This is a genomic window from Pacificitalea manganoxidans (genome assembly GCF_002504165.1).
Classification (GTDB): domain Bacteria; phylum Pseudomonadota; class Alphaproteobacteria; order Rhodobacterales; family Rhodobacteraceae; genus Pacificitalea; species Pacificitalea manganoxidans.
Genome location: NZ_CP021404.1, coordinates 1,135,281 through 1,160,730, shown reverse-complemented (window position 1 = coordinate 1,160,730; position 25,450 = coordinate 1,135,281). Strand labels below are relative to the sequence as shown.

Genomic DNA, 25,450 nt, shown 5'->3' with positions numbered 1-25,450 from the left:
GCCGTTCCCCCGTCCCAGCGCCACCCCACGGGAAGGCTCACGTTGTGCCCTCTCTTTCGGTGCCGAGCGATCTTCAGAACTCAGCGCAACCGCCCGCGAACAAGGCCAAAGGCCGCGAGAGCGAGCGCCTGCCCGCCCCGACGGGCTGGCGCTTGGCCACCTCGCGCTCACCTCGAAGCGGGGAGGAACACGGCACCATAAAGCACACCCGCTCAACCGTCTCAGCGCCAACCCACGGGAAGGCTCACGTTGTGCCCTCTCTTTCGGTGCCGAGCGCTCTTCAGAACTCAGCGCAACCGCCCGCGAACAAGGCCAAAGGCCGCGCGGGCGAGCGCCTGCCCGTCCCTGCGGGCTGGCGCTTGGCCACCCCTCGCTGACCTCTGGGCGAGGAGGAACACGCCACCATAAAGCACACCCGCTCAACCGTCCCAGCGCCACCCCACGGGCAGGTTTGCGTCGCGCTCATGAAACAGCCGGGAGGGGCGTGCAATCGCCCTCCCCACCCCGGCAAGCGCCAGCCGCAGGATCGCCTAACATATCCCTACCGGCGCGCCCGGCCTGCGGAAATTCGGCCAAATCCTGCCGGAACTCCCTCGAAATCCCGTTACCGACCTGTAAATTGTTTCGCGTGCGAAACAATGGGACAGCCACGCTGACCTGATCCGGCAGCGCGCGACTCACCCCCCATGTCCGCACGGTTACGGCGCGGACTGCACCTTGCGCTCCCGGTGGAACACATAGATCCCGGCGCCGAGGATGATCGCGGTGCCGAGGCATGTCAGCGCGTCGGGCAGGTCGTCGAAGACCAGCCAGCCGAACGCCACCGCGCCCACGATCTCCAGATACTGAAATGGCGCCAGCAGGCTCGCCTCCGCGCGGGAAAACGCGAACCCGATCAGTAAAAACGTCACCGCAGCCAGCGCGCCCGCCGCCAGCACCGCGCCCCAGGCCCAGTCCGGCGCGGCGGCAAAGCCGAAGCTGACCCACCCCATCTGATGCGCGCCAAGCGTGACCGCGCTCATGACCAGCACGCCGTAAAGCGTCGCGCCGACCTGAATGGTCAGCGGCGCACGGGTCCGGCTGGCGCGGCGCACCATCACCATGTTGATAGCAAAGGCCAACGCGGCAAAGGCCGGCAGCAGCGCGATCCAGCCAAAGGTGGCGAAGTTCGGACGGATCACGATCACCGCCCCGATCAGCCCCACGCCCACGGCGACGTAGCGGCGCAGCCCCACCGCTTCGCCCAACAGGGGCCGCGCCAGCAGGGTCAGAAACAGCGGCTCGATGAAAAAGATCGAAATCGCCGTGGCGATAGGCATGACCTGAAAGCTGGCGATCAGCGCAAAGGACACCATCGCGAAACAGAACCCCGCGACAAACACGACCGGGGAAAATGCCCCGCGAAACGATGTTCGGGTCAGCACCGCCAAAGGCACCAGTACCGCCGCCTGCGTCAGCACCCGCAAGGTGGAGACTTCCAGCGGATTGGCAAAGCTGGTCAACAGCTTGGATATGGTATCGCCAAGCGGCAATAGCAGCGTCGCGGCGACCATCGCCAGCATGGCCAAGGGCGTGCCAGCGGAACCGGACAAGGCCATACGGCCGGTGGAACGGGTCAGGACAGACATGAGCGAACCTCGATCTGGGCCACCAGCGCAACGATCGGGCGCAGGGGCGGCATGGGATCCGGGCGTAAGGGATGTCAGGGGTGCGAGGGGTCGGAGCCGCGGCAGCGGAGCATGACCTGCCCGGCTGTCCACCTTTCGGACCATGAAGAACGACGCCATCGCCCCTCTCTCACAAGACCAGCCCATAGCCCAGCGCAGGGGTTCGGGTCAAGCCGCGCGGCGCAGGCGCAGGAGGACCACGCGCGGCGGGAGGCCCCGATCGCAGGGGCGCGCAGGGGGAGCCTTACAGGACGCCGCGCGGCGAAGCCCTCCGTTGCAGCGGCCCAGCCTAAACGCCGACGTGGCCCGACCGCAGGGGCCAGAGCGGGATAGGGGTTCAGTCGCGGGGGAAGCCGGGTGACGCGCATGGCCCCGGTCGCAAGCGATCAGGCGTGGGGCCCCCGTCCGGTCGTGCCCGTCCTGCCCGGCCTGCCCGGTCGCGACGGGTCAGACGGGGCGCGTGGGCTCAGTCGGCGTCCTTCAGCAGACGCTCGGCCTTCTTGCGCACCAGCAATTGCCGCAGGTCATGCATGGCCAGCAGCAGCGCGTCGGTGACCTCGTCCAGCTGCGCCTGCGTGGCACGGGACTGCACCCATTGGGTCGTGAGGTTCAGGTGATCGACGGTGCGCAGCAGATCGTCCACCTCGCGGCGGGCCAACTGCTCGCTGCGGCGGGCCATCCAGGTGCGGATCTCGGTCAGATCCTGCTCGGTCAGGGGCCGGTCGCCGTGGGGCTTCACTTCGCCATTGCGGATGTTGAGAACCGCGATCTGGTCCATCTCGATCCGGCGCTGACGGTTTTCGGTATCGACCCGGAACACCGCCGCGCCGTTTTCCTTCACCCGGAAATAATATTCGGGAAGTTCGAGCGACATGGCGGATCTCCTGTCCCGGTCGGCGCCGCGATCCGGCGCAAAGAGGCGGGCGCGACCCTATCGGACCCGCCCGCCGGGGAGCATGACGCCCCGATCACTTCAGCCCGGCGCAGAAGTCCTGAATCCGCGTGCAGGCTTCGGTCAGCGCCTCGTCCGACGTGGCGTAGCTGACCCGGAAATAGGGCGACAGGCCAAAGGCCGCGCCAAACACGACGGCCACGCCTTTTTCCTCCAGCAGCGCGGTGGCGAAAGCCTCGTCGCTGTCGATGGATGCGCCACCGGCGGATGTCTTGCCGATGCAGCCCTGCACGGACGGGTAGACATAGAACGCGCCCTCGGGCACCGGGCATTCGATGCCTTCGGCCTCGTTCAGCATCTTCACGACCAGATCGCGGCGGCGCTGGAACATCACGTTGTTTTCGGGGATGAAATCCTGCGGGCCGTTCAGCGCCTCGACCGCCGCCCACTGCGAGATCGAGCAGGGGTTCGAGGTCGATTGCGACTGGATCTTGCGCATCGCGTTGATGAGCTTCTCGGGCCCGGCGGCATAGCCGATGCGCCAGCCGGTCATGGCATAGGCCTTCGACACGCCGTTGCAGGTCAGCGTGCGGTCATAAAGGCCGGGCTCCACCTGTGCGGGGGTGCAGAATTCGAAATCGTCATAGACCAGATGCTCATACATGTCGTCGGTCATGACCCAGACATGCGGATGCTTCATCAGCACGTCGGTCAGGGCCTTCAACTCCGCATGGGTATAGCCTGCGCCGGTCGGGTTCGACGGCGAGTTGAAGATGAACCACTTGGTCTTGGGCGTGATCGCGGCTTCCAGCTTCTCCGGCGTCAGTTTGAACGCGGTGTCGATGGAGGTTTCGACGGCCACAGGCTCCCCGCCCGCCAGCAGCACCATATCGGGGTAGCTCACCCAATAGGGCGCGGGGATGATCACCTCATCGCCGGGGTTCAGCGTCGCCATCAGGGCATTGTAGAGAATCTGCTTGCCGCCGGTGCCGACGGAAATCTGCTTGGGGCTGTAGTCCAGCCCGTTGTCGCGCTTCAGCTTGGCGCAGATCGCCTGCTTCAACTCCGGGATGCCATCGGCAGGGGTGTATTTGGTCTTACCCGCCTCGATGGCGCGGATGCCCGCCTGCTTGATGTTTTCGGGGGTGTCGAAATCGGGCTCGCCCGCCCCAAGGCCGATCACGTCGCGACCGGCGGCCTTCAGCTCGCCCGCCTTTGTGGTCACGGCGATGGTGGCCGAGGGTTTGACGCGGTCCAGTGTCGCGGACAGGAAGGACATGTGGCTCTCCGGGGTTGGTGTTTTCGCGTGAAACTTCTAGGTAGTCTGGCAAACGCATTCAAGGTCAAAGCAGGAGACGCCGATGCCGATCGACATCATGCACCGGTCGCAGGAGCTTGGCGCGCGGATCGCCGCCGCCCGCGCGGCGCAGGGGCTGAGCCCGGATGCGCTTGCCGACCGGCTGGGCGTTCGCCCCGAAACGGTGGCCCGCTGGGAACAGGGCGCCAGCGCGCCGCGCGGCAATAAGCTGCAAATGCTGGCGGGGCTGCTGGGATTGCCGCTGACCGCGCTGCTATCGGACGCCGCGCCCGCGACCGAGCCTGCCGCCGAGGGCGATACCGCCGCCGCGCTTCTTGACGAAATCCGTGCAGCCCAGATGCTGATCCGTCAGGGCACCGATCGCGTGCAGGCCGCCGAAGCGCGCCTGCGCACCCTGCTCACCCCCGGAGACCCAAGCCAGTGACCCAAGACACCGCCACCCCGCAGATCCCCCGCCCCGTCCCCCCGGCGGACGAGCCGCGCGACACCGCGATCCGCCGCCTGCAAATGCGCTCCATGCGCCGGGGCATCAAGGAAATGGATTTGGTGCTAAGCGCCTATTCCCGCGACCGGCTGACCGGCATGAGCGACGCCGAGCTGGCGCTCTACGATCAGTTGCTGGAAGAAAACGATCAGGATCTGCTGCGCTGGATCACCGGCATGGACGCGGCGCCCAGCCAGTTCGCCGCGCTGATCGCGGACATCTCCGCCCGGGGCCGGACATGGTAGGTCGGGTAATTCGTCTGACTTAACCGGTTGTTGGGGAATTTGGCTTACGCCCTGTCTGCATGAGCAGAACGGAGGCGTAATGAGTGTGCACCGACACATAGGCCCCCGTGGTTCCGACCGAACCACGATGGGGCAAACCGGCGCGATCAGCGCCGAGCATCAGGAATTCATGTCGAGCTATCTTGAATCCCTCACCTTGGTGGAGCGGCTTCATCGGCTATTGCTCGACGTGATAAAGGACGAATTCGAGCGCGTCGGCATATTGGAGATCAACGCGGTTCAGGCGCTGCTGCTTTTCAATGTGGGCGATAACGAAGTGACCGCGGGCGAATTGAAAAGCCGCGGCTACTATCAAGGCTCGAACGTGTCCTACAATCTCAAGAAGCTGGTCGATACCGGCTTCATGCATCATCAACGCTGCGAGGTGGATCGCCGGTCTGTCCGTGTGCGCCTGACGGAGAAAGGCCGCAACATCCACCTGATCGTGTCGACCCTGTTCGAACGGCACGCGGCGGGGCTGTCCGATACCGGGGTGATTTCGCTCGACGGGCTGGACCAGATCACCGGGTCGTTGAAACGGGTGGAACGCTACTGGACCGATCAGATTCGCTATATCTACTAGCCGCATCTTCCAGCCGCGGCGGTCCAGCGCGCCCAGCGACCAACCCAGCGGGGAAGGCCCGCGCGCTGTCGGTGCCGTGCGCGGGGATGTTACGGGTGCCATTCGCGGGAGGCGTTACGGGTGCCATACGCGGGGGGCGTTAGGGGTGCTATTCGCGGCGGCGCTAAGGGTGCCAACCGCGGGGGTGCTACGGGTGCCGTGCGCCGGAGGCGTTAGGGATGCTATTCGCGGCGGCACTAAGGGTGCCGTGCGCCGGACGCGTTAGGGCTTCTAATCAGGGGGCACTAAGGGCGCCATGCGCAGGGGCGTTACGGCGTCCATTCCCGAGAGGCACTACGGGTGCGGATTGGCCTCGGCGCTGGGATGCAGCCGCTCGGACGGGTCGGCCCCGATCACCCGCCGCCTGCGGGCCAGAAACACCCGCCCCCAGCCCCGGCGGGAACCGGCGGAGGGCGCGGTGGGATCGGCGGGGAATCGCGCGCGCCAGCCTTCGGGCAGGTCCAGCCCGCAATCCTCGGCCTTCTCCAGCATCCAGACCAGCGGCACATTGGCCAGCGGGCGGGCCTCGTCCCGGCCATTGAGCTGGCCGCCGATATCGCCATGGGTGCCCCGAAACCAGACCTGTTCCAGACGCCCCTCCCAGCCGGGATCGGATTGCCAGAGCACCGGCGCATAGGCCAGACGCGTCTCATCGCGGGCCAGCGCGTGAAAGCCGTGGCGCACGACCTGCGACAATTCCGTGCCGTGGAAATTATGCGCGTCCTCCGACACCCGCCACAGCAGCGGCAGCCGCAGGCCCAGCGCCTTGACCGTATCCCAGACGCCGATCATCTCGATCTCGACATGGGGATGGCACAGCCGCGCGCGGAACCCGGCGCGGGCGGCGGCGCTTTCCTCGGCTGTGCCGCCGTTCTCATAGAGCCGCCATGCCTCGCGCACCGCCCGTTCGGTGGCGTTCTCGGCCTGCAACAGCCCCACCCGGTCGATCACCCCCGCGAGCGAGCGCACCGCATAGGCCCCGCGCGAATAGCCGAACAGATAGATCCGGTCACCGGGCCGATAGCGCGAGGCGAGAAACCCATACGCGCGCCGGATCTGCCGGTTGATCCCCCGCCCGGCCGCCACATCGGCGGCGCTGCGCCAATCCTCCCACTGAATGCCCGGCTCATAGAACAGGGACATCCGTGCCGAAGGCGCCTTTTCCGACAGCAATCGCCATGTCAGCCCGGCATTGGTTTCCTGCCCCGGCTGGGTCGAGGACATGGTGCCGTCAAGGATGATGACATGGGTGACCTGACCGCGCGCGGGCACCGGGCTTTGGCCCCAGCCCAACCCTGCAAAAAACGCCCGGAACCGCGCCGCGATCTGCCGCAGGCGAGTCAGGGGGCCGGGTGGCTCGGCGGGTGCCGGGCGGCGGGCGGGCTGCCGCTCCGGCCCATGATCAGGCTGCCGCATGGCGCGGCTCAGCTTTCGGGGGCGTTTGCGCGTGCGAGCATGTCCCAGACCCGCATCGGGGTGAAGGGCATGTCGGCCCGGCGCACGCCGCGCGCCCACAGCGCGTCGAGCACCGCGTTCGACACGGCGGCGAGCGAGCCGACGGTGCCCGCCTCCCCGCAGCCCTTCATCCCCAGCACATTCGCGGTCGAGGGCACAGGTTCGGTGGAAAACGAAATGCCCGGCATATCGACGGCGCGGGGCATCCCGTAATCCATGAAGCTCGCCGTCAGCAGCTGCCCGGTGTCGTCGTAAACCGTGTGTTCGCTGATCGCCTGCCCGATGCCCTGCGCGATGCCGCCATGCACCTGCCCTTCGACCAGTTGCGGATGCACCAGCACGCCGAAATCATCGGTGACGGTGTAGCGCACCACCTGCGTCAGGCCGGTCTCCGGGTCGATCTCCACCTCGGCGACATGGCCGCCATTGGGATAGGAGCGACCGGGCAGCTTGGCGCGGGCCTCATGGCGCAGCAGGTCGTCGCGCCCGGCGGCACGGGCAAGCTGCGCCACCTCGCGCAGATCGGGGCTCATGTTCGACCCTTCGGCGCGGAACCGGTGATCGTCATCGAACCGCACCGCGTCCGGCTCCGTGCCCATCTGTTCGGCGACAAAGGGCGTCAGGCTGCGGATCATCGTGTCGATCATCGCCACGGTGGCGGTGGTCTGCGTGGTGACGGAGCGCGAGCCGCCGGTGCCGCCGCCCTGCTTGATGCGGTCGCTGTCGCCCTGCACCACCTCGATTGCCTCCACCGGGATACCGGTGCGGGCGGACAGGAAGCCTGCATAGACGGTTTCGTGCCCCTGCCCGTTCGACTGGGTGCCGACGTAAAGCGTGGCGCCGCCATCCTCGGTCAGTTCCACCGCCGCGCCTTCGGACGGATCGCCGAGGATCGATTCGATGTAGTAGCACAGGCCGATGCCGCGCAGTTTGCCCTGCGCCGCGCTGGCGTCGCGCCGGGCGGCAAAGCCCGCCACGTCGGCTTCTGCCTCCACCCGGTCCAGCACGCGGGCGAAATCACCCACGTCGTAAAGCTCCCCCACCACCGTGCGATAGGGGAAGGCGTCGGGCGCGATGAAGTTGCGCCGCCGCAGATCCCACGGGCTGATCCCCAGCTGCCGCGCGGCGGTGTCCATCACCCGTTCCAGCACATAGATCGCCTCGGGTCGGCCCGCGCCGCGATAGGCGTCGGTCTGGGTGGTATTGGTGTAGATGCCGCGACAGCCCAGATAGGCGGTGCGGATGTCATAGGTGCCCGCAAAGACCTTGGCGAACAGGGTCGATTGGATGCCCTGCCCGAAGCCGGAATTATAGGCGCCCAGATTGGACAGGTTTTCGACCTTGTAGGCGGTGATCCTGAAGTTTTCGTCAAAACCGATCTCTGCCTGACTGACCAAATCGCGCCCGGCATGATCGGACAGCATCGCCTCGCCCCGGTCGGCCTGCCAGCGCACGGGACGGCCCAGCACGCGCGCGGCCTGCGCGATGGCGAAATCCTCGGGGAAGGTCTGCGCCTTGAGCCCAAAGCCGCCACCGACATCGGGATTGGTGACGCGCACGGCGTCTTCGTCCAGACCCAGCATCTGCGCCAGATCCGTCTTTAGATCCCAGACGCCCTGTCCGTTGACGCAGTAATGCAGGCGGCTGCCATCCCATTCGGCATAGCTGCCGCGGGTTTCCAGCGGGTTAATGATGACGCGGTTGTCGGTAACCTCCATGCTGATGCGGTGGGCGGAGGCCGCCAGCGCCGCGTCCGTCGCGGCTTCGTCCCCGATGCCCCAGTCAAACGCCACGTTATCCGGCGCTTCGGCGTGGATCTGCGGCCCGCCCGGCGCCAGCCCCAGCGACACGTCCAGATCGTCGAGGTCGAGTTCCACCAGTTCCGCCGCGTCGCGGGCAATCTCGGGGGTGTCGGCGACGATGATCGCCACCGCCTCGCCCACGAAGCGCACCCGGTCGCGCGCCAGAATGGGCCGGTGTGGCGCGGCGCCTTTGCTGCCATCGCGGTTGGTCATCACCGAAAACGGCAGCGACGCGGTGAGCCCCGCGGCCTCCAGATCGGCGGCGGTCAGCACCAGATGCACCCCGTCGAGGGCGCGGGCCTCGGCCACGTCGAGCGTGGTGATGTCCGCATGCGCCACGGGCGAGCGCAGGAAATAGGCATGAAGCGCGCCTTCGGGTGCGATATCATCGACATAGCGGCCATGGCCGGTGAGCAGCCGCAGATCCTCGATACGCTTGATCGACTGGCTGGTGCCGAATTGATGGGCCTGCTTGGTCATGCCGTGTCTCCGCCTGTGGCTATCGGGGCGGACGGTAGCCGCAGCATCGGCGGGCTTAAAGGGGGGATCGGGCGCGCATCGGCGTTTCGCTTTCCCTTTCTGCCGCCATTCGCTAGATCACGGTCCGAATGAATGAGCGGGGACCGGTCCCATGACGATGGACAAGACTTTCGACGCCGCCGCGGCTGAGGCCCGGCTATACGCAGCATGGGACGAGGCTGGCGCCTTCCGCGCCGGGGCCAATGCCGCCGGGCCCGACGCCCCGGCCTTCTCGATCATGATCCCGCCGCCGAATGTCACCGGCTCGCTGCATATGGGGCATGCCTTCAACAACACGTTGCAGGATATCCTGATCCGCTGGCACCGGATGCGCGGCTTTGACACCCTGTGGCAGCCCGGTCAGGACCATGCGGGCATCGCCACGCAGATGGTGGTGGAGCGTGAACTGGCCAAGGATGACAGCAACCCGACCCGGCGCGAGATGGGCCGCGAGGCGTTTCTGGAAAAGGTTTGGGAGTGGAAGGGCCAATCCGGCGGCACCATCGTCAACCAGCTGAAGCGTCTCGGCGCCTCCTGCGACTGGTCGCGCAACGCCTTCACCATGTCCGGCGCCCCCGGCGCGCCCGAGGGCGAAGACGGCAATTTCCATGATGCCGTCATCAAGGTCTTTGCCTACATGTATCACAAGGGCCTCATCTACCGCGGCAAGCGGCTGGTGAACTGGGACCCGCATTTCGAGACCGCGATTTCCGATCTGGAAGTCGAAAATGTCGAAGTCGCGGGCCATATGTGGCATTTCAAATACCCGCTCGCGGGTGGTGAAACCTACACCTACGAGGAACGCGACGAGGACGGCGTGGTCACCTTCTCGGAGGAGCGGGATTATATCGCCATCGCCACCACCCGGCCTGAGACGATGCTGGGCGACGGCGCGGTCGCGGTGCACCCGTCGGATGCGCGCTATGCGGCGATCGTGGGCAAGCTGTGCGAAATCCCGGTCGGGCCCAAGGAACACCGCCGCCTGATCCCGATCATCACCGATGAATATCCCGATCCCGATTTCGGCTCCGGCGCGGTGAAGATCACCGGCGCGCATGATTTCAACGATTACGGCGTCGCCCGTCGCAACGACATCCCGATGTATCGGCTGATGGACACCCGTGGCGCGATGCGTGCCGATGGCGAGGATTACGCGACCTGCGCCGAGCGCGCGCAGCAGATCGCGGAAGGCGCGACCTTTACCTCCGCCGAGATCGACACGCTGAACCTTGTCCCCGATGCGTGGCGCGGGCTCGACCGGTTCGAGGCGCGGCGGCAGGTTGTCGAGGCGATCACCGCCGAGGGTCTGGCCGTGACCGTGACGGGTGAGGATGGCGAAACCGTGCCGCTGGTCGAAAACAAGCCGATCATGCAGCCCTTTGGCGACCGCTCCAAGGTGGTGATCGAGCCGATGCTGACCGATCAGTGGTTCGTCGACACCGCGCAGATCGTGGAGCCTGCGCTGGAGGCCGTGCGCTCCGGCGAGACGCAGATCCTGCCCGAAAGCGACCGCAAGGTGTATTTCCACTGGCTGGAGAATATCGAGCCGTGGTGCATCAGCCGCCAGCTGTGGTGGGGGCATCAGATCCCGGTCTGGTATGGTCTGAACCTGTTCGCCGAGGGCGCGCTGGGGCCGTCGGGCGATCTCGACGATGTGGATCTGGGGCAGCTTTTGATGGAAAATGGCATCGTCCATGCCGGCGACCACCATCACTGCGACGCCGATCTGGACGCGGTAAAGGACCGGTTCCGCGCCGATATCGCCTCGCTCCCCGCGCCGCTGAACGCGATGCAGGTCGTCGAATGCGCCGATCAGGACGAGGCGACCGAGCGGTTCGCCGCGAGCCTTGCCGAATATGCCGTGTCCGGCGATCCGACGCATCTGATCTACCCGGTCTGGCGCGATGCCGATGTGCTCGACACGTGGTTTTCGTCCGGGCTCTGGCCGATCGGGACGCTGGGCTGGCCCGAGAACACGCCGGAATTGCAGAAATATTTCCCGACCAGCGTGCTGATCACCGGGTTTGACATCATCTTCTTCTGGGTCGCCCGAATGATGATGATGCAATATGCCGTGGTGGGGCAGAAGCCGTTTTCGACCGTCTATGTCCATGCTCTCGTCCGCGACGAGAAGGGCAAGAAGATGTCGAAGAGCCTCGGCAATGTGCTCGACCCGCTGGAATTGATCGACGAATACGGCGCCGATGCCGTGCGCTTTACCCTGACCGCGATGGCGGCGATGGGGCGCGATCTGAAACTGTCGACCAACCGGATCGCGGGTTATCGCAACTTCGGCACGAAGCTGTGGAATGCCGCGCGGTTTGCCGAGATGAACGAGGTGTTCACCGCCGCGCCTCCGCTGGCCGCCGGTCAGGTGCCCGCCCCGACCCGCGCCGTGAACCGCTGGATCGTGGGCGAGACCGCTCGCGTGCGCGCAGAGGTCGATGCCGCGCTTTCCGCCTATCGCTTCAACGACGCGGCGAATGCGCTATACGTCTTTGTCTGGGGCAAGGTCTGCGACTGGTATGTGGAGTTCTCCAAGCCGCTGCTGCAAGGCGACGATGCGGAGGCACAGGCCGAAACCCGGCAGGTCATGGCATGGGTGATCGACCAGTGTCTGATCCTGCTGCACCCGATCATGCCCTTCATCACCGAAGAGCTGTGGGATGGCCTGCGCCCGCGCGACGGCATGCTGATCCACGCCGATTGGCCGACCTATGCCGCCGCCGACCATGCCGATGCCGAGGCGGATCGCGAAATGGAATGGGTGATTTCGCTGATCGACGGCATCCGGTCGGTGCGCGCGCAGATGAACGTGCCCGTGGCGCTGAAGATCAAGCTGCTGCAACTGGATCTGGATGCGGCAGGTCAGGCTGCGTGGTCCCGCAACGAGGCGCTGATCAAGCGGCTGGCGCGGATCGACAGTCTGGAGCCCGTCGCGGCCCAGCCCAAGGGCGCGGTGACCGTGGCCGTCGATGGCGGCACCTTCTGCCTGCCGCTGGCTGATATCATCGATGTCGAGGCCGAGGTCGCGCGTCTGGAGAAGCAGCTGGGCAAGCTCGACAAGGAAATGGGCGGCATGAAGGGACGGCTGGGCAACCAGAAGTTCATCGCCTCCGCCCCGCCCGAAGTGGTCGAGGAAACCCGCGCCAACCTCGCCGCCCGGCAGGAAGAGCACGACCGCCTCGCCGCCGCGCTGGAGCGCCTGCGCGCGATGGGGTGACGGCGGATGCCGCCCTGCCCCGCGCAGGGCGGTGAACCGGCCGCGAGCCCCGCAGGCAGGGCGCTGAGGGGAGCGGTCGGTGCGCTGAAGCGCAACGTGAGCCTGCCCGGGGGTGGCGCAGCTACGCGGGGCCGAGTGTGCTTTATGGTGTCATATGCCTCCCCGCTTTGAGGTCAGCATGAGGTGACAAAGCGCCAGCCCGTGGGGACGGGCAGGCGCTCGCCCGCGCGCTTCGCTTGTTCGCGGGCGGGGGTGCTTAGGTCGAAGGTTGCGGGACGCCAAGAGGCTAGGCGCAACGGGAGCCTGCCCGTGGGGTGGCGCTGCTACGCGGGGGCGGGTGTGCTTTATGGTGTCATATGCCTCCCCGCTCCGAGGTCAGCGTGAGGTGGCAGAGCGCCAGCCCGCAGGGACGGGCAGGCGCTCGCCCGCGCGGCTCCGCCTTGTTCGCGGGCGGTTACGCTGAGTTCAGTGGGACGCCGAGTGGCTGGGTGCGACAGGAACCCGCCTGTGGGATGGCGCTGCTACGCTAGGGCGAGTGCTGCGCCGCTCCGACGGGCCGACCCTCCCCCAGCCCCGGCAGCAATCCCGGTGCCAGCCCTTGCGCCATCCGGCCCCCTGCCCTAAGCCTCCCGCAACCTCGACAAGCCAACCTCCAAAGGGACGCTCACGCATGGCCCGCATCCTGATCACCTCCGCCATTCCTTATATCAATGGCATCAAGCATCTGGGCAATCTGGTGGGCAGCCAGTTGCCTGCCGATCTCTACGCCCGCTACAACCGTGGCCGCGGCAATGAGGTGCTGTTTCTCTGTGCCACCGACGAACACGGCACGCCCGCCGAACTGGCCGCGACTAAGGCCGGGATGGCGGTGGAGGAATACTGCGCGCAGATGCACCAGACGCAGGCTGAGCTTGCCGCCGGGTTCCGCCTGAGCTTTGACCATTTCGGGCGCTCCTCCTCGCCGCAGAACCACCGCCTGACCCAGTATTTCGCGGGGCTGCTGGCCGAAAACGGGCTGATCGAGGAAGTGTCCGAACGGCAGGTCTTTTCCAAGGCCGATGACCGCTTTCTGCCGGATCGCTACATCGAGGGCACCTGCCCCAATTGCGGCTATGACAAGGCCCGTGGCGACCAGTGCGAGAACTGCACCAAGCAGTTGGACCCGACCGACCTGATCGAGCCGCGCTCCGCCATTTCGGGCTCCACCGATCTGGAAGTGCGCGAGACCAAGCACCTGTATCTCAAGCAATCGAAGCTGAAAGACGACCTCGATGCGTGGATCGACGCGCAGCAGGACTGGCCGATCCTGACCACCTCGATTGCCAAGAAATGGCTGCATGACGGCGACGGGCTTCAGGATCGCGGCATCACCCGCGATCTATACTGGGGCGTGCCGGTCAAGAAGGGCGACGCGCCTTGGCCTGGCATGGAGGGCAAGGTTTTCTACGTCTGGTTCGACGCGCCCATCGAATACATCGCCTGCGCGGCTGAATGGGCGGAGGCACAGGGCCTCGACGAGGCGCAGTGGTGGCGCTGGTGGCGCACCGACGAGGGCGCGGATGACGTGCGCTACGTCCAGTTCATGGGCAAGGATAACGTGCCCTTCCACACCCTGTCCTTCCCGGCCACGATCAAGGGCTCGGGCGAGCCGTGGAAGCTGGTCGATTACATCAAATCGTTCAACTATCTGAACTATGATGGCGGGCAGTTTTCCACCAGTCAGGGCCGCGGCATCTTTATGGACCAGGCGCTGGATATCCTGCCTGCCGATTACTGGCGCTGGTGGCTGCTGAGCCATGCGCCCGAAAGCTCGGACGCCGAATTCACATGGGAGAATTTCCAAGCCAGCGTGAACAAGGATCTGGCCGACGTGCTTGGCAATTTCGTCAGCCGCGTGACCAAGTTCTGCCGCTCGAAATTCGGCGAGACCGTGCCCGCAGGCGGCAGCCTGTCGCCCGAAGGTCAGGCGCTGATCGATGAGCTGACCACCCGGCTGAAAGCCTATGAGCAGCATATGGACGCGATCGAGGTGCGCAAATCCGCCGCCGAGCTGCGCGCCATGTGGGTCGCGGGCAACGAATTCCTGCAAGAAGCGGCGCCGTGGTCGAAATTCAAGACCGATCCGGAGGCCGCCGCCGCCGATATCCGGCTGGCGCTGAACCTGATCGCCTTCTACGCCGTGATTTCCGCGCCCTTCATTCCTGATGCCGCCGATCAGCTTCTGTCCGCGATGCAGACCGAAACGACCGCGTGGCCGTCGGACATCGCCAAGGTGCTGGCACGGCTGGAACCGGGGCATGGGTTTACCGTGCCCGACTCGCTCTTCGCCAAGATCACCGATGAGCAGCGCGAGGATTGGGCGACCCGGTTCGCGGGCATCCGCAGCTAAGCGGACGCACCTGCCCTGACTGCAGCCCGGATGCCGCAGGGCGTCCGGCCCAGTCCCCGCGCGCGCCGCGCGACGGAACCCGCCCCATGCGGGGGTCGCCCCATTGCTCCCGCTTGGCAAAGCGGTCAGTATGGCCCCCACCCCGAATGCCACCAGAGAAGAGCATCGAGCAGCAACATGGCCGAAGACCTCCTCGCCGGTTCCGAACCCGAACAGTATGACGCCTCTTCGATCGAGGTTCTCGAAGGGCTGGAGCCTGTCCGCAAACGCCCCGGCATGTATATCGGCGGCACCGACGAACGCGCGCTGCATCACATGGTGGCCGAAGTTCTGGACAACTCGATGGACGAGGCCGTCGCAGGCCACGCCAACCGGATCGAGGTCGAGCTTCACGACGACAATTCGATCACCGTGCGCGACAATGGCCGCGGCATCCCGATCGATCCGCATCCTAAATTCCCCGACAAATCCGCGCTGGAGGTGATTTTGTGCACCCTGCACGCGGGCGGCAAATTTTCCGGCAAGGCCTATGAAACATCGGGCGGTCTGCACGGTGTGGGGGCCTCGGTCGTCAATGCGCTGTCGGACATGATGCGGGTCGAAGTGGCGCGCAACCGCGAGCTTTTCGCACAGGAGTTCTCACGCGGCGTGCCGCAGGGGCCGGTGCAGAAGATCGGTTCCGCGCCCAACCGGCGCGGCACCACGGTGACGTTCCATCCCGACCCGGAAATCTTCAACACCCAGAAACTGAAGCCCAAGCGCCTGTTCACGATGGTGCGGTCCAAGGCCTATCTGTTTTCGGGTGTCGAAATTCGCTGGAAATCGGCGGTCGATGACGGCGAAACCCCGGTCGAGGCCACGTTCCATTTCCCCGGCGGTCTGGCCGATTACCTGACCGAGTCGCTGGGCAAGACGACGACCTATGCCGACGCGCCATTCGCGGGCAAGGTCAGCTTTCAGGAGAAGTTTGGCGAGCCCGGCTCGGTCGAATGGGCGATCAACTGGACCCCGTCCCGCGACGGGTTCGTGCAATCCTACTGCAACACGGTCCCCACGCCCGAGGGCGGCACCCATGTCGCCGGGTTCTGGGCCGCCATCCTGAAGGGCATCCGCGCCTATGGCGAGTTGGTCGGCAACCGCAAGGCCACCTCGATCACCCGCGAGGATCTGATGAATGGCGGCTGCGCGCTGGTGTCGTGCTTTATCCGCGAGCCTGCCTTTGTCGGGCAGACCAAGGACCGTCTGTCGAGCGAGGGCGCGCTGAAGCTGGTCGAAAATTCGGTCCGCGACCATTTCGACAACTGGCTGGCCAATGACACCAAATCCGCCGGGGCGATCCTTGATTACCTTGTGCTGCGCGCCGAGGAGCGCCTGCGCCGCAAGCAGGAAAAGGAAACCGCGCGGAAGACCGCGACCAAGAAGCTGCGCCTGCCCGGCAAGCTGGTCGATTGTTCGGCCACCAATCGCGAGGGCACAGAGTTGTTCATCGTCGAGGGCGACTCGGCGGGGGGCTCGGCCAAGATGGGCCGCAACCGCAAGACGCAGGCGCTGCTGCCGTTGCGCGGCAAGATCCTGAACGTGCTGGGTGCGGCCTCGGCCAAGCTGGGCCAGAACGCCGAAATCAACGATCTGTGTCAGGCGCTTGGCACCGGCATGGGCACGCGGTTCCGGCTCGACGATCTGCGCTATGACAAGATCATCATCATGACCGACGCCGATGTGGACGGCGCGCATATCGCGTCGCTGCTGATGACGTTTTTCTTTACCCAGATGCGTCCGCTGATCGATCAGGGGCATCTCTACCTTGCCTGTCCGCCGCTGTTCCGCCTGACCCAAGGCGCGACCCGCGTCTACTGTCTGGACGAGGCGGAGCGCGACATGTGGCTGGCCAAGGGGCTGGGCGGACGCGGCAAGATCGATGTCAGCCGGTTCAAAGGTCTGGGCGAAATGGATGCCAAGGATCTGAAGGAAACGACGATGGACCCGGCCCAGCGGAAGCTGATCCGCGTTTCCATCGACGATGACGAACCGGGCGAAACCGGCGATCTGGTGGAACGCCTGATGGGCAAGAAACCCGAACTGCGGTTCCAGTATATTCAGGAAAACGCCCGCTTCGTCGAAGAGCTCGACGTCTGAGGGCCGGATCCCGCGCCGCGCGCGGTTTCGATTTGCCCTGACATGGCTGGCGGCCCCCACCGGGCCGCCCCTGATCGCCTACCCGCCTATCCGGCGGTCAGGCGCCCCGGCGCAGTGCGTCAAACAGGCCCGGCTCCAGCCCCGGCTGGGCAAACAGCGGCCCTTCGGTCAGCACGCTGACGGCATCATGGCTGTGCAGGCTTTCCTGATGGCTGGCCACGACGCGGAAATCGCCGATCCGGGGATCGGCGCGCAGGGCGGCACAAAACAGCCGCGCGGCATCTTCGACGAAGATCGGGTTTGCCGCGTTCAATTCGGCGAATGCCTGTTCGTCCTCGCGCTTTACCATCACCTGCGTTTCCGTCGGCACCGCGTCACGGCAGCCCGCGATCAGGTCTTCGATCAGGTCGACCAGCGCGCTGTCCGGGTCGGACAGGACGCCTGAAAGCCGGGCCACGGACCGCTGGGAATGCGGCGTCGCCAGTTGCCCCCGCACCGCCCGCGCGTGTTCGGCCAATTCCAGCGAACAGGGGCAGGTGGAGCTATAGACGTAATCGAGATGCAGAATGCGGGTGCGCACGCCGCCGTGGTCGATGACCTCGACCTGCACGTCGTAATATTGCCAGCCCGCCAGCCCCGATCGCAGGCTATCGACCCGCAGCGGCAGGGAAAATTCCAGCAGAATGCGCGCATCGAAACTGTCCAGATCCCGGCGGTAATCGTCCAGCGCGGCATCCAGCGCCTCAATCCCCATCAGCCGTTCGGCATGGGTGTAGAAGCTGCGCATGATCCGGCTCATATTGATGCCCTTCGCCTCCGCATCGAGGCTGACAGTGCCGGTCACGCGGGTTTCGAGCCGCTGCGCCACCCCGTCCCGCCCGGCCCACAAAAGCGGCAGGCGAAAGCCCGAAATCCCCACATGCTGCAAGGGCGCGTGCGCGCCGCGGATCAGGCTTGCCGGTCCGTTTTGCAGATCGGGCATCGTCGCGCGATAGGCGGCATCCGGCACGAAAGTGCTGTCATAGCGGCGTGAGGGGGCCGCGGCGGCGGTCTGCGGCGCGGCATCTGCGGAGACGCCCGCCAATGCGGTCAGGTCAGGCGCCAATGCCGCACGCTCCGCCGAAGTCGCACGCGCGGCCCAGTTCCGCAGCACGCGCAGCGCCGCGGCGGCCTCGTCCCGGTCAGGGGCATCATGGGGCGAAGGCAGATCGGGGGTCAGGATAGTCACATGTCCCTCCTATGGCGAAGTATCGGCGGACGCCCCCTAGATAAGCCCTCACCGCCCTAAATGCCACGGCCCCTGACGGGTTTCTGCCCTGCCGCCCCCGCGCGCCCTGTCCAAGCCACCGCCCCGCCGGAGGAGACGTCTGCGGGCGTGCGGGGAGCTGCCCGCGGGATCAGTTCGCGGCGACCGGCAGACGGATTTCAAAGATCGCGCCGCGCGGGGTGGCGTCGCGGATGGTGACGTCGCCCTGCCACGAGCGGACCAAGCGGCGCACGACGGCCAGCCCGACGCCGCTGACCTCCGCTTCGGCGGGGGCGGTGAGCGCGGCGAACATGCCAAAGACCCGCTCCCGATGGGCCGCGTCTATACCGGGGCCGTTGTCTTCGACCTCGATACACCAATTGTCGCCGCGACACTGGCAGCGCACGACGATGCGCAGACCGCGTTCGGGCCCGTGTTTCACCGCGTTTCCGGCCAAGTTGCGCAGCACGATTTCCAGTTCGGTGCGGACCACCATGAGGCGGGTCAGGTCGCCTTCGATCCGCACTTCGGTGCCCGGCGGGGTGATGAAATCGGTGACATCGCGGATGAGCGCGTGCAGATCGACCCATTCGGGATGACGGGCGGGATCGGAGGGGTTGAGATAGCTGAGCGTGTCGCCGACCATGCGGCTCAACCGGCTGACGCGGGCCTCGATCATCGCCAGATGCTCCGTCGCGGCGGGGGACAGCGGCATCCCGGCCTCATAGGCATCTTCGCGAATGAAATCGGCCAGTTGCGCGACCTGGCGGAGCGGCGCGCGCAGGTCATGCGCGGCGATACGGGTAAATTCCTCCAGATCGGAATTCCGTTTTGCTACCCCTTGGGCATAGCTCAGCGCGCGGCGCCGGTCATGGGCATAGGCGGCCATCACCGCCGACAGGCCCAGCAACGCGGCGGCAATGCTCCCCCCCAGCAACAGCCAAAGACCCTTGCGGATCTGGTCCTGCCGCAGGGCCAGCGCATCGCGCACGCGCATCACCGCGTCCTGCAGGTTCAGCAGCGCTTCGGTGTCGTCGACCTGCACCCGGTCGTCGATTTCCCGCGCGCTGAGCCCCCGTTGCAGGCCCTGTTCGGTCCAGTCGATGCGGGCACGATAGGCCAGCAGGGTCGCGCGGATCTGGGTCAGGTCTAGCGCGATATCGGCCCCGCCCCCCCGCAGGCCGCGACCGTCGTCAACCTGCGCTTCCATCCCATCGAGCGCCAGCAGCGCCTCCTCCATACTGTCGCGGGCCTCGCGCAGGTAGGAGGGGTCTTCGGGGCGCAGAAGCGCGTTCTTGAATTCATGGATAAAGCCGCCATAGCCGATCGTGCGTTCGAATTGCACAAGATCGGTCATCAGGGCGGTCTGGCGGCTGGCGATGGCGGCCTGACTGCGCACCAGATCGGCGCAGATGACAGAGACCAGCACCAGCCCCAATGCGACGACCGCGCCGATCATGCCGAGGATGCTGCGCAGGCTCCGGTTCCGGGCCTTCAGCACGTCGGTCAATTGCAGCAGATCGGTCATATGTCCCCCAGCGTCCGCGAGCATGCCCGCTTAGGTGACGCTAGGGTCAAGTCATGAAGGAAACGTTAATGTTTCGGCGGTCCGGGCTCTGTCCTTGGGTCAGAGAGACGCGAGCGCGGCCTTTGCGTCGGCGATCAGATCGTTCACATCCTCTAGCCCGACGCTGATCCGCACCAGCCCCGGCGAGATCCCAAGTTCGGTCTTTTGCGCATCGCTCAGCCGCTGGTGAGTCGTGGTCGCGGGGTGGGTGACGATCGATTTGGCATCGCCCAGATTGTTGGAGATCGTGTAGATCTTCAGCGCGTTCAGGAAGGCAAACGCCGCCTCCTGCCCGCCGTCGATTTCAATCGACAGGACGGTGCCGCCCTTGGTCATCTGCCGCATGGCGAGCGCATTTTGCGGGTGGCTGTCCAGTTGCGGATACAGCACCTTGGTGACCTTGGCGTGCCCTTCGAGCGCCTGTGCCAGCGCCAATGCACTATCGGCCTGAGCATGGCAGCGCAGGTCCAGCGTCTCCATCCCCTTCAGCAGCACCCAAGCCGTGAACGGGCTCATCGCGCCGCCGGTATGTTTCAGATAGGGTTCCAGCGTCTTGCGGATGAAGTCCTTCGTGCCCAGCACGACACCGCCCAGCACCCGGCCCTGCCCGTCGATATGTTTGGTGGCCGAGTAGATGATGACATCGGCGCCCAATTCCAGCGAGCGTTGGAAAACCGGCGTGGCGAAGACGTTATCGACGACGACCAGCGCGCCGACCGCATGGGCGACCTCGGACACGGCCTTCAGGTCGATGACCTCCAGCGTGGGGTTGGAGATCGACTCGAGGAAGCAGGCCTTGGTGTCGGGGCGCACGGCGGCCTTCCACGCCGCGATGTCCGTGCCTTCGACAAAGGTCACCTCGACCCCGTAGCGGGTCAGGATTTCCTCAAGGATATACAGGCAGGAGCCGAACAGCGCCTTGGAGCTGACGACATGATCGCCGGCCTTCAGCATGGAGATCAGCGCCGCCGAGACAGCCGCCATGCCCGACGCGGTGGCAAAGGCATCCTCGGCGCCTTCGAGCATCGCGATGCGTTCCTCGAACATCCGCACGGTGGGATTGCCGTAGCGAGCATAGATGAATTCATCTTCACCCAGTTCGACAAAGCGGGCCTCGGCCTGTTCGGCGGTGTCGTAGACGAACCCCTGCGTCAGGAAGATCGATTCGGACACTTCGCCATATTGGCTGCGGCGCGTGCCGCCGTGGACCAGCTTGGTGCGGTTGTTCCAGTCGTTCATGTGATGCCCTCCGGCCATAAAAAATCCCCACCGCCAAGTCAGCGCCGGGGGTTCCCTGTGCCTGACCTCTTTAGCGGGATGTTTAACGTGGCCCGCAATCCGGTGAACAAAGCGCCACGGCGAAGCGATTACGCCCGCAGGCGCGATGCGTCAAGGGCGGGGCGGGCTGTGCCGCGCGGGCGGGGCTCTGGGGGGAGCTTTGGGTGCCAGTGGCGCGGGTGACATCTGCGGTGTGGCGATGTGCGCCTGCCCGGGGGGTGGCGAACAAGGGATGAGGCGGGTGTGCTGAAATCGGAGGTTGTTAGATGCCGGGAAACCGGGCGCAACGGGAGCCTGCCCGTGGGATGGCGCCGGGACGGGTGAGCGGGGCGTTTTATGCTGCCACCAACCTCCCCGCTCTGAGGTCAGCGTGAGGTGGCCAAGCGCCAGCCCGCAGGGACGGGCAGGCGCTCGCTCTCGCGCCCTGCGGGCTTGTTCGAGAGCGGCTGCGCTGAGGTCGGAGGTTGTGAGTCTCTGTCGTCTGGGAGCGACGGGAGCCTGCCCGTGGGGTGGCGCCGGGACAGGTGGGGCCGGTGTGCTGAGATCGAAGAGGAATAGACGTTGGGAAACTGGGGGCGACGCGAGCCTGCCCGTGGGGTGGCGCCGGGACGGTGGAACGGGTGCGCTTTATGATGCCACGCACCTTCCCGGCTCTGAGGTCAGCGTGAGGTGGCAAAGCGCCAGCCCACAGGGACGGGCAGGCGCTCGCTCTCGCGCCCTGCGGGCTTGTTCGAGAGCGGGTGCGTTAAGTTCGGTCGTGTTTTGGCGGTAGATGGCTGGCACACCGCGAGCCTGCCCGTGGGGGTGACGCTGATCGGCTGGAGCCAGGCGCTTTGGGGTGACACACCCCTCCCCACTCCGAGGTCAGCGCAACGTGGCCAAGCGCCCCGCCCCTCGCGCTTTCGGCCCGCCGCCCCTTGCCCTCCGGCTGAATCCCGGCATGCTGGCCGCAAAGAGAGGAGTGTCCCAATGACCGCTGCAATCGAGCTGTATTACTGGCCCACGCCGAATGGCTGGAAAATCTCCATCGCGTTGGAGGAAATGGGCCTGCCCTATACCGTCAATCTGGTGAATATCAGCGCGGGCGAGCAATTCACGCCCGAGTTCCTGAAGATCGCTCCGAACAACCGCATGCCCGCCATCGTCGATCCCGAAGGCCCCGATGGCGCGCCGATCTCGATCTTCGAATCGGGCGCGATCCTGCAATATCTGGCGCGCAAGACCGGCCAGTTCTGCGGCCCGACCCAGCGCGACCGGATCGCTGTCGATCAGTGGCTGATGTGGCAGATGGGGGGGCTTGGCCCGATGGCCGGTCAGGCGCATCACTTCCTCAAATACGCCCCCGACCTCGATCCGCCGCAAGACCTGCCCTATGCCAAGGACCGCTACCGCAACGAGACCGGGCGTCTTTATGGCGTGCTCGACCGGCAATTGGCGAAGTCCGAATATGTGGCGGGCGATTTCTATTCCATTGCCGATATGGCGATTTGGCCCTGGGCCTCGATGTGGGAGGGCCAGCAGCAGACGCTGGACGACAAGCCGCATATGAAACGCTGGCTCGATCTGGTGGGCGGACGCGCCGCCGTGCAGAAAGGCCGCGCGGTGGCCGCCGATAAGCGGGTCGAGACCAAGACGCGCGAAACGCAGGAGATCCTGTTCGGCAAGAAGCCCTGACAGGCGGGCAAGGCGCGCAAAGGCCGGGCGGGCTGGGGCCACGATGAGCCTGCCCGTGGGGTGGCGCTCGGGCGGGTGTGCGGGTGTGCTTAATGGTGCCACCTACCTCCCCGCCCCGAGGTCAGCCCGGCGGTTACAAAGCGCCGGCCCGTGAAGCGGGCAGGCGCTCGCCCGCGCGCTTCGCCTTGTTCGCAGGCGGGAGTGCTGTGATTGAAGGTTGCTTCACGTCGGGAGGCTAAGCGCACCGGGAGCCTGCCCGTGGGGTGGCGCTGCTGCGACTGAGCGGCGCGCTTTATGGAGACACACCCCTTCCCGATCCGAGGTCAGCGTGAGGTGGTAAAGCGCCAGCCCGGGGGGCGGGCAGGCGCTCGCTCTCGCGGCCTTCGGCCTTGTTCGAGAGCGGGTGTGCTGAGTTCAGAGGCTACGAGGCATAGCTAATCCGAGCAGAACGCTAGCCTGCCCGTGGGATGGCGCTAGGACGGTGGAGCGGGTGCGCTTAATGGTACCGCATACCTCCCCGCTCCGAGGTCAGCGTGAGGTGGCCAAGCGCCAGCCCGTGGGGACGGGCAGGCGCTCGCTCTCGCGGCCTGTGGCCTTGTTCGAGAGCGGGTGTGCTGTGATCGAGTGTCGCCTTTAGGGGCAAACTTCGCCAACGCCCCATTGGGTCTACCGCAACGGTAGCCTGCCCGTGGGGTGGCGCTGGGACGGTTGAGCGGGTGTGCTTTATGGTGCCGCATACCTCCCCGCTCCGAGGTCAGCGCGACGGTGGCAAAGCGCCAGCCCGCGGGACGGGCAGGCGCTCGCTCTCGCGGCCTTTGGCCTTGTCCGAGAGCGGGTGCGCTGAGTTCGAGTGTCGCCTTCAGGGGCAAACTTCGCCGACGCCCCATTGGGTCTACCGCAACGGTAGCCTGCCCGTGGGGTGGCGCCGGGACGGGTGAGCGGGTGCGCTTAATGGTGCCACATCCCCCCCGCCCAGAGGTCAGCCCGGCGATTGCAAAGCGCCAGCCCGCGGGGACGGGCAGGCGCTCGCTCTCGCGGCCTTCGGCCTTGTCCGAGAGCGGATGCGCTAAGTTCGGAGGGACGCGCCATGCTCCGTTAACGGGGGCATGACGGAAGCCTGCCCGTAGGGTGGCGCTGGGACGGTGGAGGCGGTGAGCTTTATCCCAGCCAAATACCTCCCCGCCCTGAGGTCAGCGCGGCGGTGGCCAAGCGCCAGCCCGCGGAACGGGCAGGCGCTCGCCCGCGCGGCCTGTGGCCTTGTTCGCGGGCGGGGGCGGGGGCGTCCGGCCTTGCGTGCCTTACCCCTTCGGGGTCTCGGTGCCGTAGCGTTTGAAGAGGCTGCCCTGCGCCATGAAGAAGCCGAACACCGCGATGGTCAGGCCGAAGGTCTTGAACGTCACCCAAGCGTCGGTGCTCATCGTGCGCCAGATCACCTCGTTCAGCACGGCCAGCGCCAGAAAGAACACCGTCAGTCTGCGGGTCAGGATCATCCAGCCTTCGGGCTTGAGCGGCATCGCGCCGTCCATCACCATTTGCAGATAGCTTTTGCCCCGCAGCAGGCCAAAGCCGAGGATCGCCGCAAAGAGCGTGTAGATCATCGTCGGCTTCATCTTGAAAAACCGGTCGTCGTTGAGCCACACGGTCAGCCCGCCGAACACGGTGACGAGGATCGCGGTGACGATCTGCATTTTCGACAGATGGCCGGTCAGCTTCCACAGGATCGCGGTGCAGATCAGCAGCAGCGGGATGAACCCGGCGGTGACCAGCACGAAGCCGTCATAATCGGTGCCGCCGATCGTGTAGACCTGATCCTTCAGGCGCAGATAGGCCACGAAGAACGCGGCGATGGGGCCCATCTCCAGCGCCATTTTCAGGCCGGGATGGATTTTCTTGGGGGTGTCGTCAGTCATATCGGTCATCATGTTCCTCGGGCTCAGCCGCCTGCCTCGACTACCACGGCGCCAAGCGCGATCAAAGCCATCAACGCCAAGCGGCGCGGTCCGACCGTCTCCTTGAGGAAAACCCAGCCGATCAGCGCGGCAAAGACAGTGGAGGTTTCGCGCAGCACGGCGGCTTCGCCGACCTTGTCGAGCCGGGTCGCCATCATGACGGAGCCGAAGCTGCCCACCGCGATCACTGCCCCGATGAACCCCAGCCGGGCCAGCGTCCGGACGGGCGGCGGCTCCGGCATCCGGCGGTAGCGGAACCAAGCGATGACCGGCATGTCAAAGGCCGTGATCAGAAAAAACCACGCAAGAAAGGTGAACGGGTTCGGCGTCAGCCGAATGCCATAGGCGTCATAGGTGGTGTAGCAGGCCACCAGAAACCCGGTGAGAACGGCCAGCCACAAGGCAGGCACCAGCGTGTCGCGGTCGATGCTGACATGGATCAGGTTATAGACCGCCAGACCGAAGATCCCGGCCAGAAGCAGCCCGACGCCCAGCCACTGCACACCCGAGAACGTCTCGTCAAAGATGAGCCATGCGCCGATCACGGTGAACAAGGGTCCCATGCCGCGCACCACCGGATAGACGACCGTAAAGGCCCCCCGGCTGTAGCTGAGCGCGGTGCCCAGCTTATAGGCCGTATGCACGGGGATCGTGCCTGCCAGCACCAGCCATTCGATCCCGCGCGGCCACGGCACCAGAAACAGCGCCACCGGCAGCATCAGGATCACCAGCCATGTGTCGATGGCGCCGCGCGACAGCCACGGATCGACCCGGCCTTTCTGCAGCGCGCCAAAGATCGCATGCAGCACCGCCGCCGTCAGCGCCAGCATCAGCGCCAGTTGATGGCCAAGCTCGGTGCCCTCGATGCTGTGGATGAGCGCGCTCATGCCGCCTGCCCCGTCCGCACCCATGCGCCACGCACCCCGGCCCACGCGGCCCGCAGGG

General features: G+C 66.0%; 17 protein-coding genes and 1 riboswitch. Of the genes, 7 read left to right on the top strand and 10 right to left on the bottom strand.

Going from position 1 to position 25,450, the window contains the following annotated elements; genetic code table 11:
• Positions 1-698 precede the first annotated feature (698 nt).
• The 3 genes from CBW24_RS05280 to CBW24_RS05270 all read right to left on the bottom strand — a co-directional run bounded on the left by CBW24_RS05280 (position 699) and on the right by CBW24_RS05270 (position 3,838).
• Entirely contained in the window at positions 699-1,628 is a 930-nt protein-coding gene (locus CBW24_RS05280) for a DMT family transporter (RefSeq protein WP_232530146.1), read from the bottom strand.
• A 505-nt stretch (positions 1,629-2,133) separates the two neighbouring features.
• On the bottom strand, positions 2,134-2,541 hold the full coding sequence (locus CBW24_RS05275) for a hypothetical protein (RefSeq protein WP_097372899.1): 408 nt from the start codon (positions 2,539-2,541) through the stop codon (positions 2,134-2,136).
• A 94-nt stretch (positions 2,542-2,635) separates the two neighbouring features.
• Positions 2,636-3,838 (bottom strand): pyridoxal phosphate-dependent aminotransferase, encoded by a 1,203-nt coding sequence (locus tag CBW24_RS05270; RefSeq protein ID WP_088662152.1) that lies wholly within the window; start codon positions 3,836-3,838, stop codon positions 2,636-2,638.
• Between the two features lie 82 nt (positions 3,839-3,920).
• Here CBW24_RS05270 and CBW24_RS05265 point away from each other — a divergent pair, with 82 nt between their 5' ends.
• The 3 genes from CBW24_RS05265 to CBW24_RS05255 all read left to right on the top strand — a co-directional run bounded on the left by CBW24_RS05265 (position 3,921) and on the right by CBW24_RS05255 (position 5,228).
• A complete protein-coding gene (locus CBW24_RS05265) occupies positions 3,921-4,301 on the top strand; it encodes a helix-turn-helix domain-containing protein (RefSeq protein ID WP_088662153.1) in 381 nt (126 codons plus the stop codon).
• Positions 4,302-4,384: 83 nt separating this feature from the next.
• Entirely contained in the window at positions 4,385-4,606 is a 222-nt protein-coding gene (locus CBW24_RS05260) for a succinate dehydrogenase assembly factor 2 (RefSeq protein WP_097374134.1), read from the top strand.
• A gap of 127 nt (positions 4,607-4,733) precedes the next feature.
• Entirely contained in the window at positions 4,734-5,228 is a 495-nt protein-coding gene (locus CBW24_RS05255) for a MarR family winged helix-turn-helix transcriptional regulator (RefSeq protein ID WP_088662154.1), read from the top strand.
• A 333-nt stretch (positions 5,229-5,561) separates the two neighbouring features.
• On the opposite strand, the gene CBW24_RS05250 is transcribed toward CBW24_RS05255, so the two are convergent.
• Entirely contained in the window at positions 5,562-6,683 is a 1,122-nt protein-coding gene (locus tag CBW24_RS05250) for a T6SS phospholipase effector Tle1-like catalytic domain-containing protein (protein WP_088662155.1), read from the bottom strand.
• Positions 6,684-6,691: 8 nt separating this feature from the next.
• Positions 6,692-9,004, bottom strand: coding sequence for a xanthine dehydrogenase family protein molybdopterin-binding subunit (locus CBW24_RS05245; RefSeq protein WP_097372898.1), 2,313 nt, complete (start codon positions 9,002-9,004; stop codon positions 6,692-6,694).
• A 151-nt stretch (positions 9,005-9,155) separates the two neighbouring features.
• On the opposite strand from CBW24_RS05245, the gene CBW24_RS05240 reads away from it, so the two are divergent.
• The 3 genes from CBW24_RS05240 to parE all read left to right on the top strand — a co-directional run bounded on the left by CBW24_RS05240 (position 9,156) and on the right by parE (position 16,791).
• Entirely contained in the window at positions 9,156-12,266 is a 3,111-nt protein-coding gene (locus tag CBW24_RS05240; RefSeq protein WP_097372897.1) for a valine--tRNA ligase, read from the top strand.
• Between the two features lie 670 nt (positions 12,267-12,936).
• Complete coding sequence (gene metG, locus CBW24_RS05235; protein ID WP_097372896.1) at positions 12,937-14,655, top strand: methionine--tRNA ligase; 1,719 nt, start codon at positions 12,937-12,939, stop codon at positions 14,653-14,655.
• Between the two features lie 177 nt (positions 14,656-14,832).
• Positions 14,833-16,791, top strand: coding sequence for a DNA topoisomerase IV subunit B (gene parE, locus CBW24_RS05230; protein WP_088662159.1), 1,959 nt, complete (start codon positions 14,833-14,835; stop codon positions 16,789-16,791).
• 97 nt (positions 16,792-16,888) lie between these two features.
• Here parE and folE2 read toward each other — a convergent pair whose 3' ends face one another.
• From folE2 to metZ, 3 genes are all read right to left on the bottom strand, one after another.
• Positions 16,889-18,019, bottom strand: a complete 1,131-nt coding sequence (gene folE2, locus CBW24_RS05225) for a GTP cyclohydrolase FolE2 (RefSeq protein ID WP_374708989.1) — start codon at positions 18,017-18,019, stop codon at positions 16,889-16,891.
• A 169-nt stretch (positions 18,020-18,188) separates the two neighbouring features.
• On the bottom strand, positions 18,189-19,565 hold the full coding sequence (locus tag CBW24_RS05220; RefSeq protein WP_157773072.1) for a sensor histidine kinase: 1,377 nt from the start codon (positions 19,563-19,565) through the stop codon (positions 18,189-18,191).
• A gap of 99 nt (positions 19,566-19,664) precedes the next feature.
• Entirely contained in the window at positions 19,665-20,843 is a 1,179-nt protein-coding gene (gene metZ / locus CBW24_RS05215; protein ID WP_097372894.1) for an O-succinylhomoserine sulfhydrylase, read from the bottom strand.
• 49 nt (positions 20,844-20,892) lie between these two features.
• A riboswitch (SAM riboswitch) is annotated at positions 20,893-20,971 on the bottom strand.
• A gap of 880 nt (positions 20,972-21,851) precedes the next feature.
• Between metZ and CBW24_RS05210 the strand changes: the two genes are divergently transcribed.
• The gene (locus CBW24_RS05210; protein WP_088662162.1) at positions 21,852-22,556 is read left to right on the top strand and encodes a glutathione S-transferase N-terminal domain-containing protein; all 705 of its coding nucleotides are present in this window, start codon (positions 21,852-21,854) and stop codon (positions 22,554-22,556) included.
• A 1,298-nt stretch (positions 22,557-23,854) separates the two neighbouring features.
• Here the strand turns inward: CBW24_RS05210 and CBW24_RS05205 are convergent.
• Positions 23,855-24,466, bottom strand: coding sequence for an inner membrane-spanning protein YciB (locus tag CBW24_RS05205; protein WP_088662280.1), 612 nt, complete (start codon positions 24,464-24,466; stop codon positions 23,855-23,857).
• A 23-nt stretch (positions 24,467-24,489) separates the two neighbouring features.
• Positions 24,490-25,392 carry a DMT family transporter gene (locus tag CBW24_RS05200; RefSeq protein WP_088662163.1) on the bottom strand — a complete coding sequence of 301 codons (903 nt, stop codon included), beginning with the start codon at positions 25,390-25,392 and terminating at the stop codon, positions 24,490-24,492.
• Between the last annotated feature and the right edge of the window lie 58 nt (positions 25,393-25,450).

What these genes read in the sequence shown, in the direction of transcription:
- CBW24_RS05255 (WP_088662154.1), top strand. Translation starts at nt 4,734, where the DNA reads ATGGGGCAAACCGGCGCGATCAGCGCCGAGCATCAGGAATTCATGTCG.
- CBW24_RS05250 (WP_088662155.1), bottom strand. Translation starts at nt 6,683, where the DNA reads ATGCGGCAGCCTGATCATGGGCCGGAGCGGCAGCCCGCCCGCCGCCCG.
- CBW24_RS05240 (WP_097372897.1), top strand. Translation starts at nt 9,156, where the DNA reads ATGACGATGGACAAGACTTTCGACGCCGCCGCGGCTGAGGCCCGGCTA.
- metG (WP_097372896.1), top strand. Translation starts at nt 12,937, where the DNA reads ATGGCCCGCATCCTGATCACCTCCGCCATTCCTTATATCAATGGCATC.
- CBW24_RS05200 (WP_088662163.1), bottom strand. Translation starts at nt 25,392, where the DNA reads ATGAGCGCGCTCATCCACAGCATCGAGGGCACCGAGCTTGGCCATCAA.
- CBW24_RS05210 (WP_088662162.1), top strand. Translation starts at nt 21,852, where the DNA reads ATGACCGCTGCAATCGAGCTGTATTACTGGCCCACGCCGAATGGCTGG.
- CBW24_RS05265 (WP_088662153.1), top strand. Translation starts at nt 3,921, where the DNA reads ATGCCGATCGACATCATGCACCGGTCGCAGGAGCTTGGCGCGCGGATC.
- CBW24_RS05260 (WP_097374134.1), top strand. Translation starts at nt 4,385, where the DNA reads ATGCGCTCCATGCGCCGGGGCATCAAGGAAATGGATTTGGTGCTAAGC.
- CBW24_RS05280 (WP_232530146.1), bottom strand. Translation starts at nt 1,628, where the DNA reads ATGTCTGTCCTGACCCGTTCCACCGGCCGTATGGCCTTGTCCGGTTCC.
- parE (WP_088662159.1), top strand. Translation starts at nt 14,833, where the DNA reads ATGGCCGAAGACCTCCTCGCCGGTTCCGAACCCGAACAGTATGACGCC.
- metZ (WP_097372894.1), bottom strand. Translation starts at nt 20,843, where the DNA reads ATGAACGACTGGAACAACCGCACCAAGCTGGTCCACGGCGGCACGCGC.
- CBW24_RS05275 (WP_097372899.1), bottom strand. Translation starts at nt 2,541, where the DNA reads ATGTCGCTCGAACTTCCCGAATATTATTTCCGGGTGAAGGAAAACGGC.
- CBW24_RS05245 (WP_097372898.1), bottom strand. Translation starts at nt 9,004, where the DNA reads ATGACCAAGCAGGCCCATCAATTCGGCACCAGCCAGTCGATCAAGCGT.
- CBW24_RS05220 (WP_157773072.1), bottom strand. Translation starts at nt 19,565, where the DNA reads ATGACCGATCTGCTGCAATTGACCGACGTGCTGAAGGCCCGGAACCGG.
- CBW24_RS05205 (WP_088662280.1), bottom strand. Translation starts at nt 24,466, where the DNA reads ATGACTGACGACACCCCCAAGAAAATCCATCCCGGCCTGAAAATGGCG.
- CBW24_RS05270 (WP_088662152.1), bottom strand. Translation starts at nt 3,838, where the DNA reads ATGTCCTTCCTGTCCGCGACACTGGACCGCGTCAAACCCTCGGCCACC.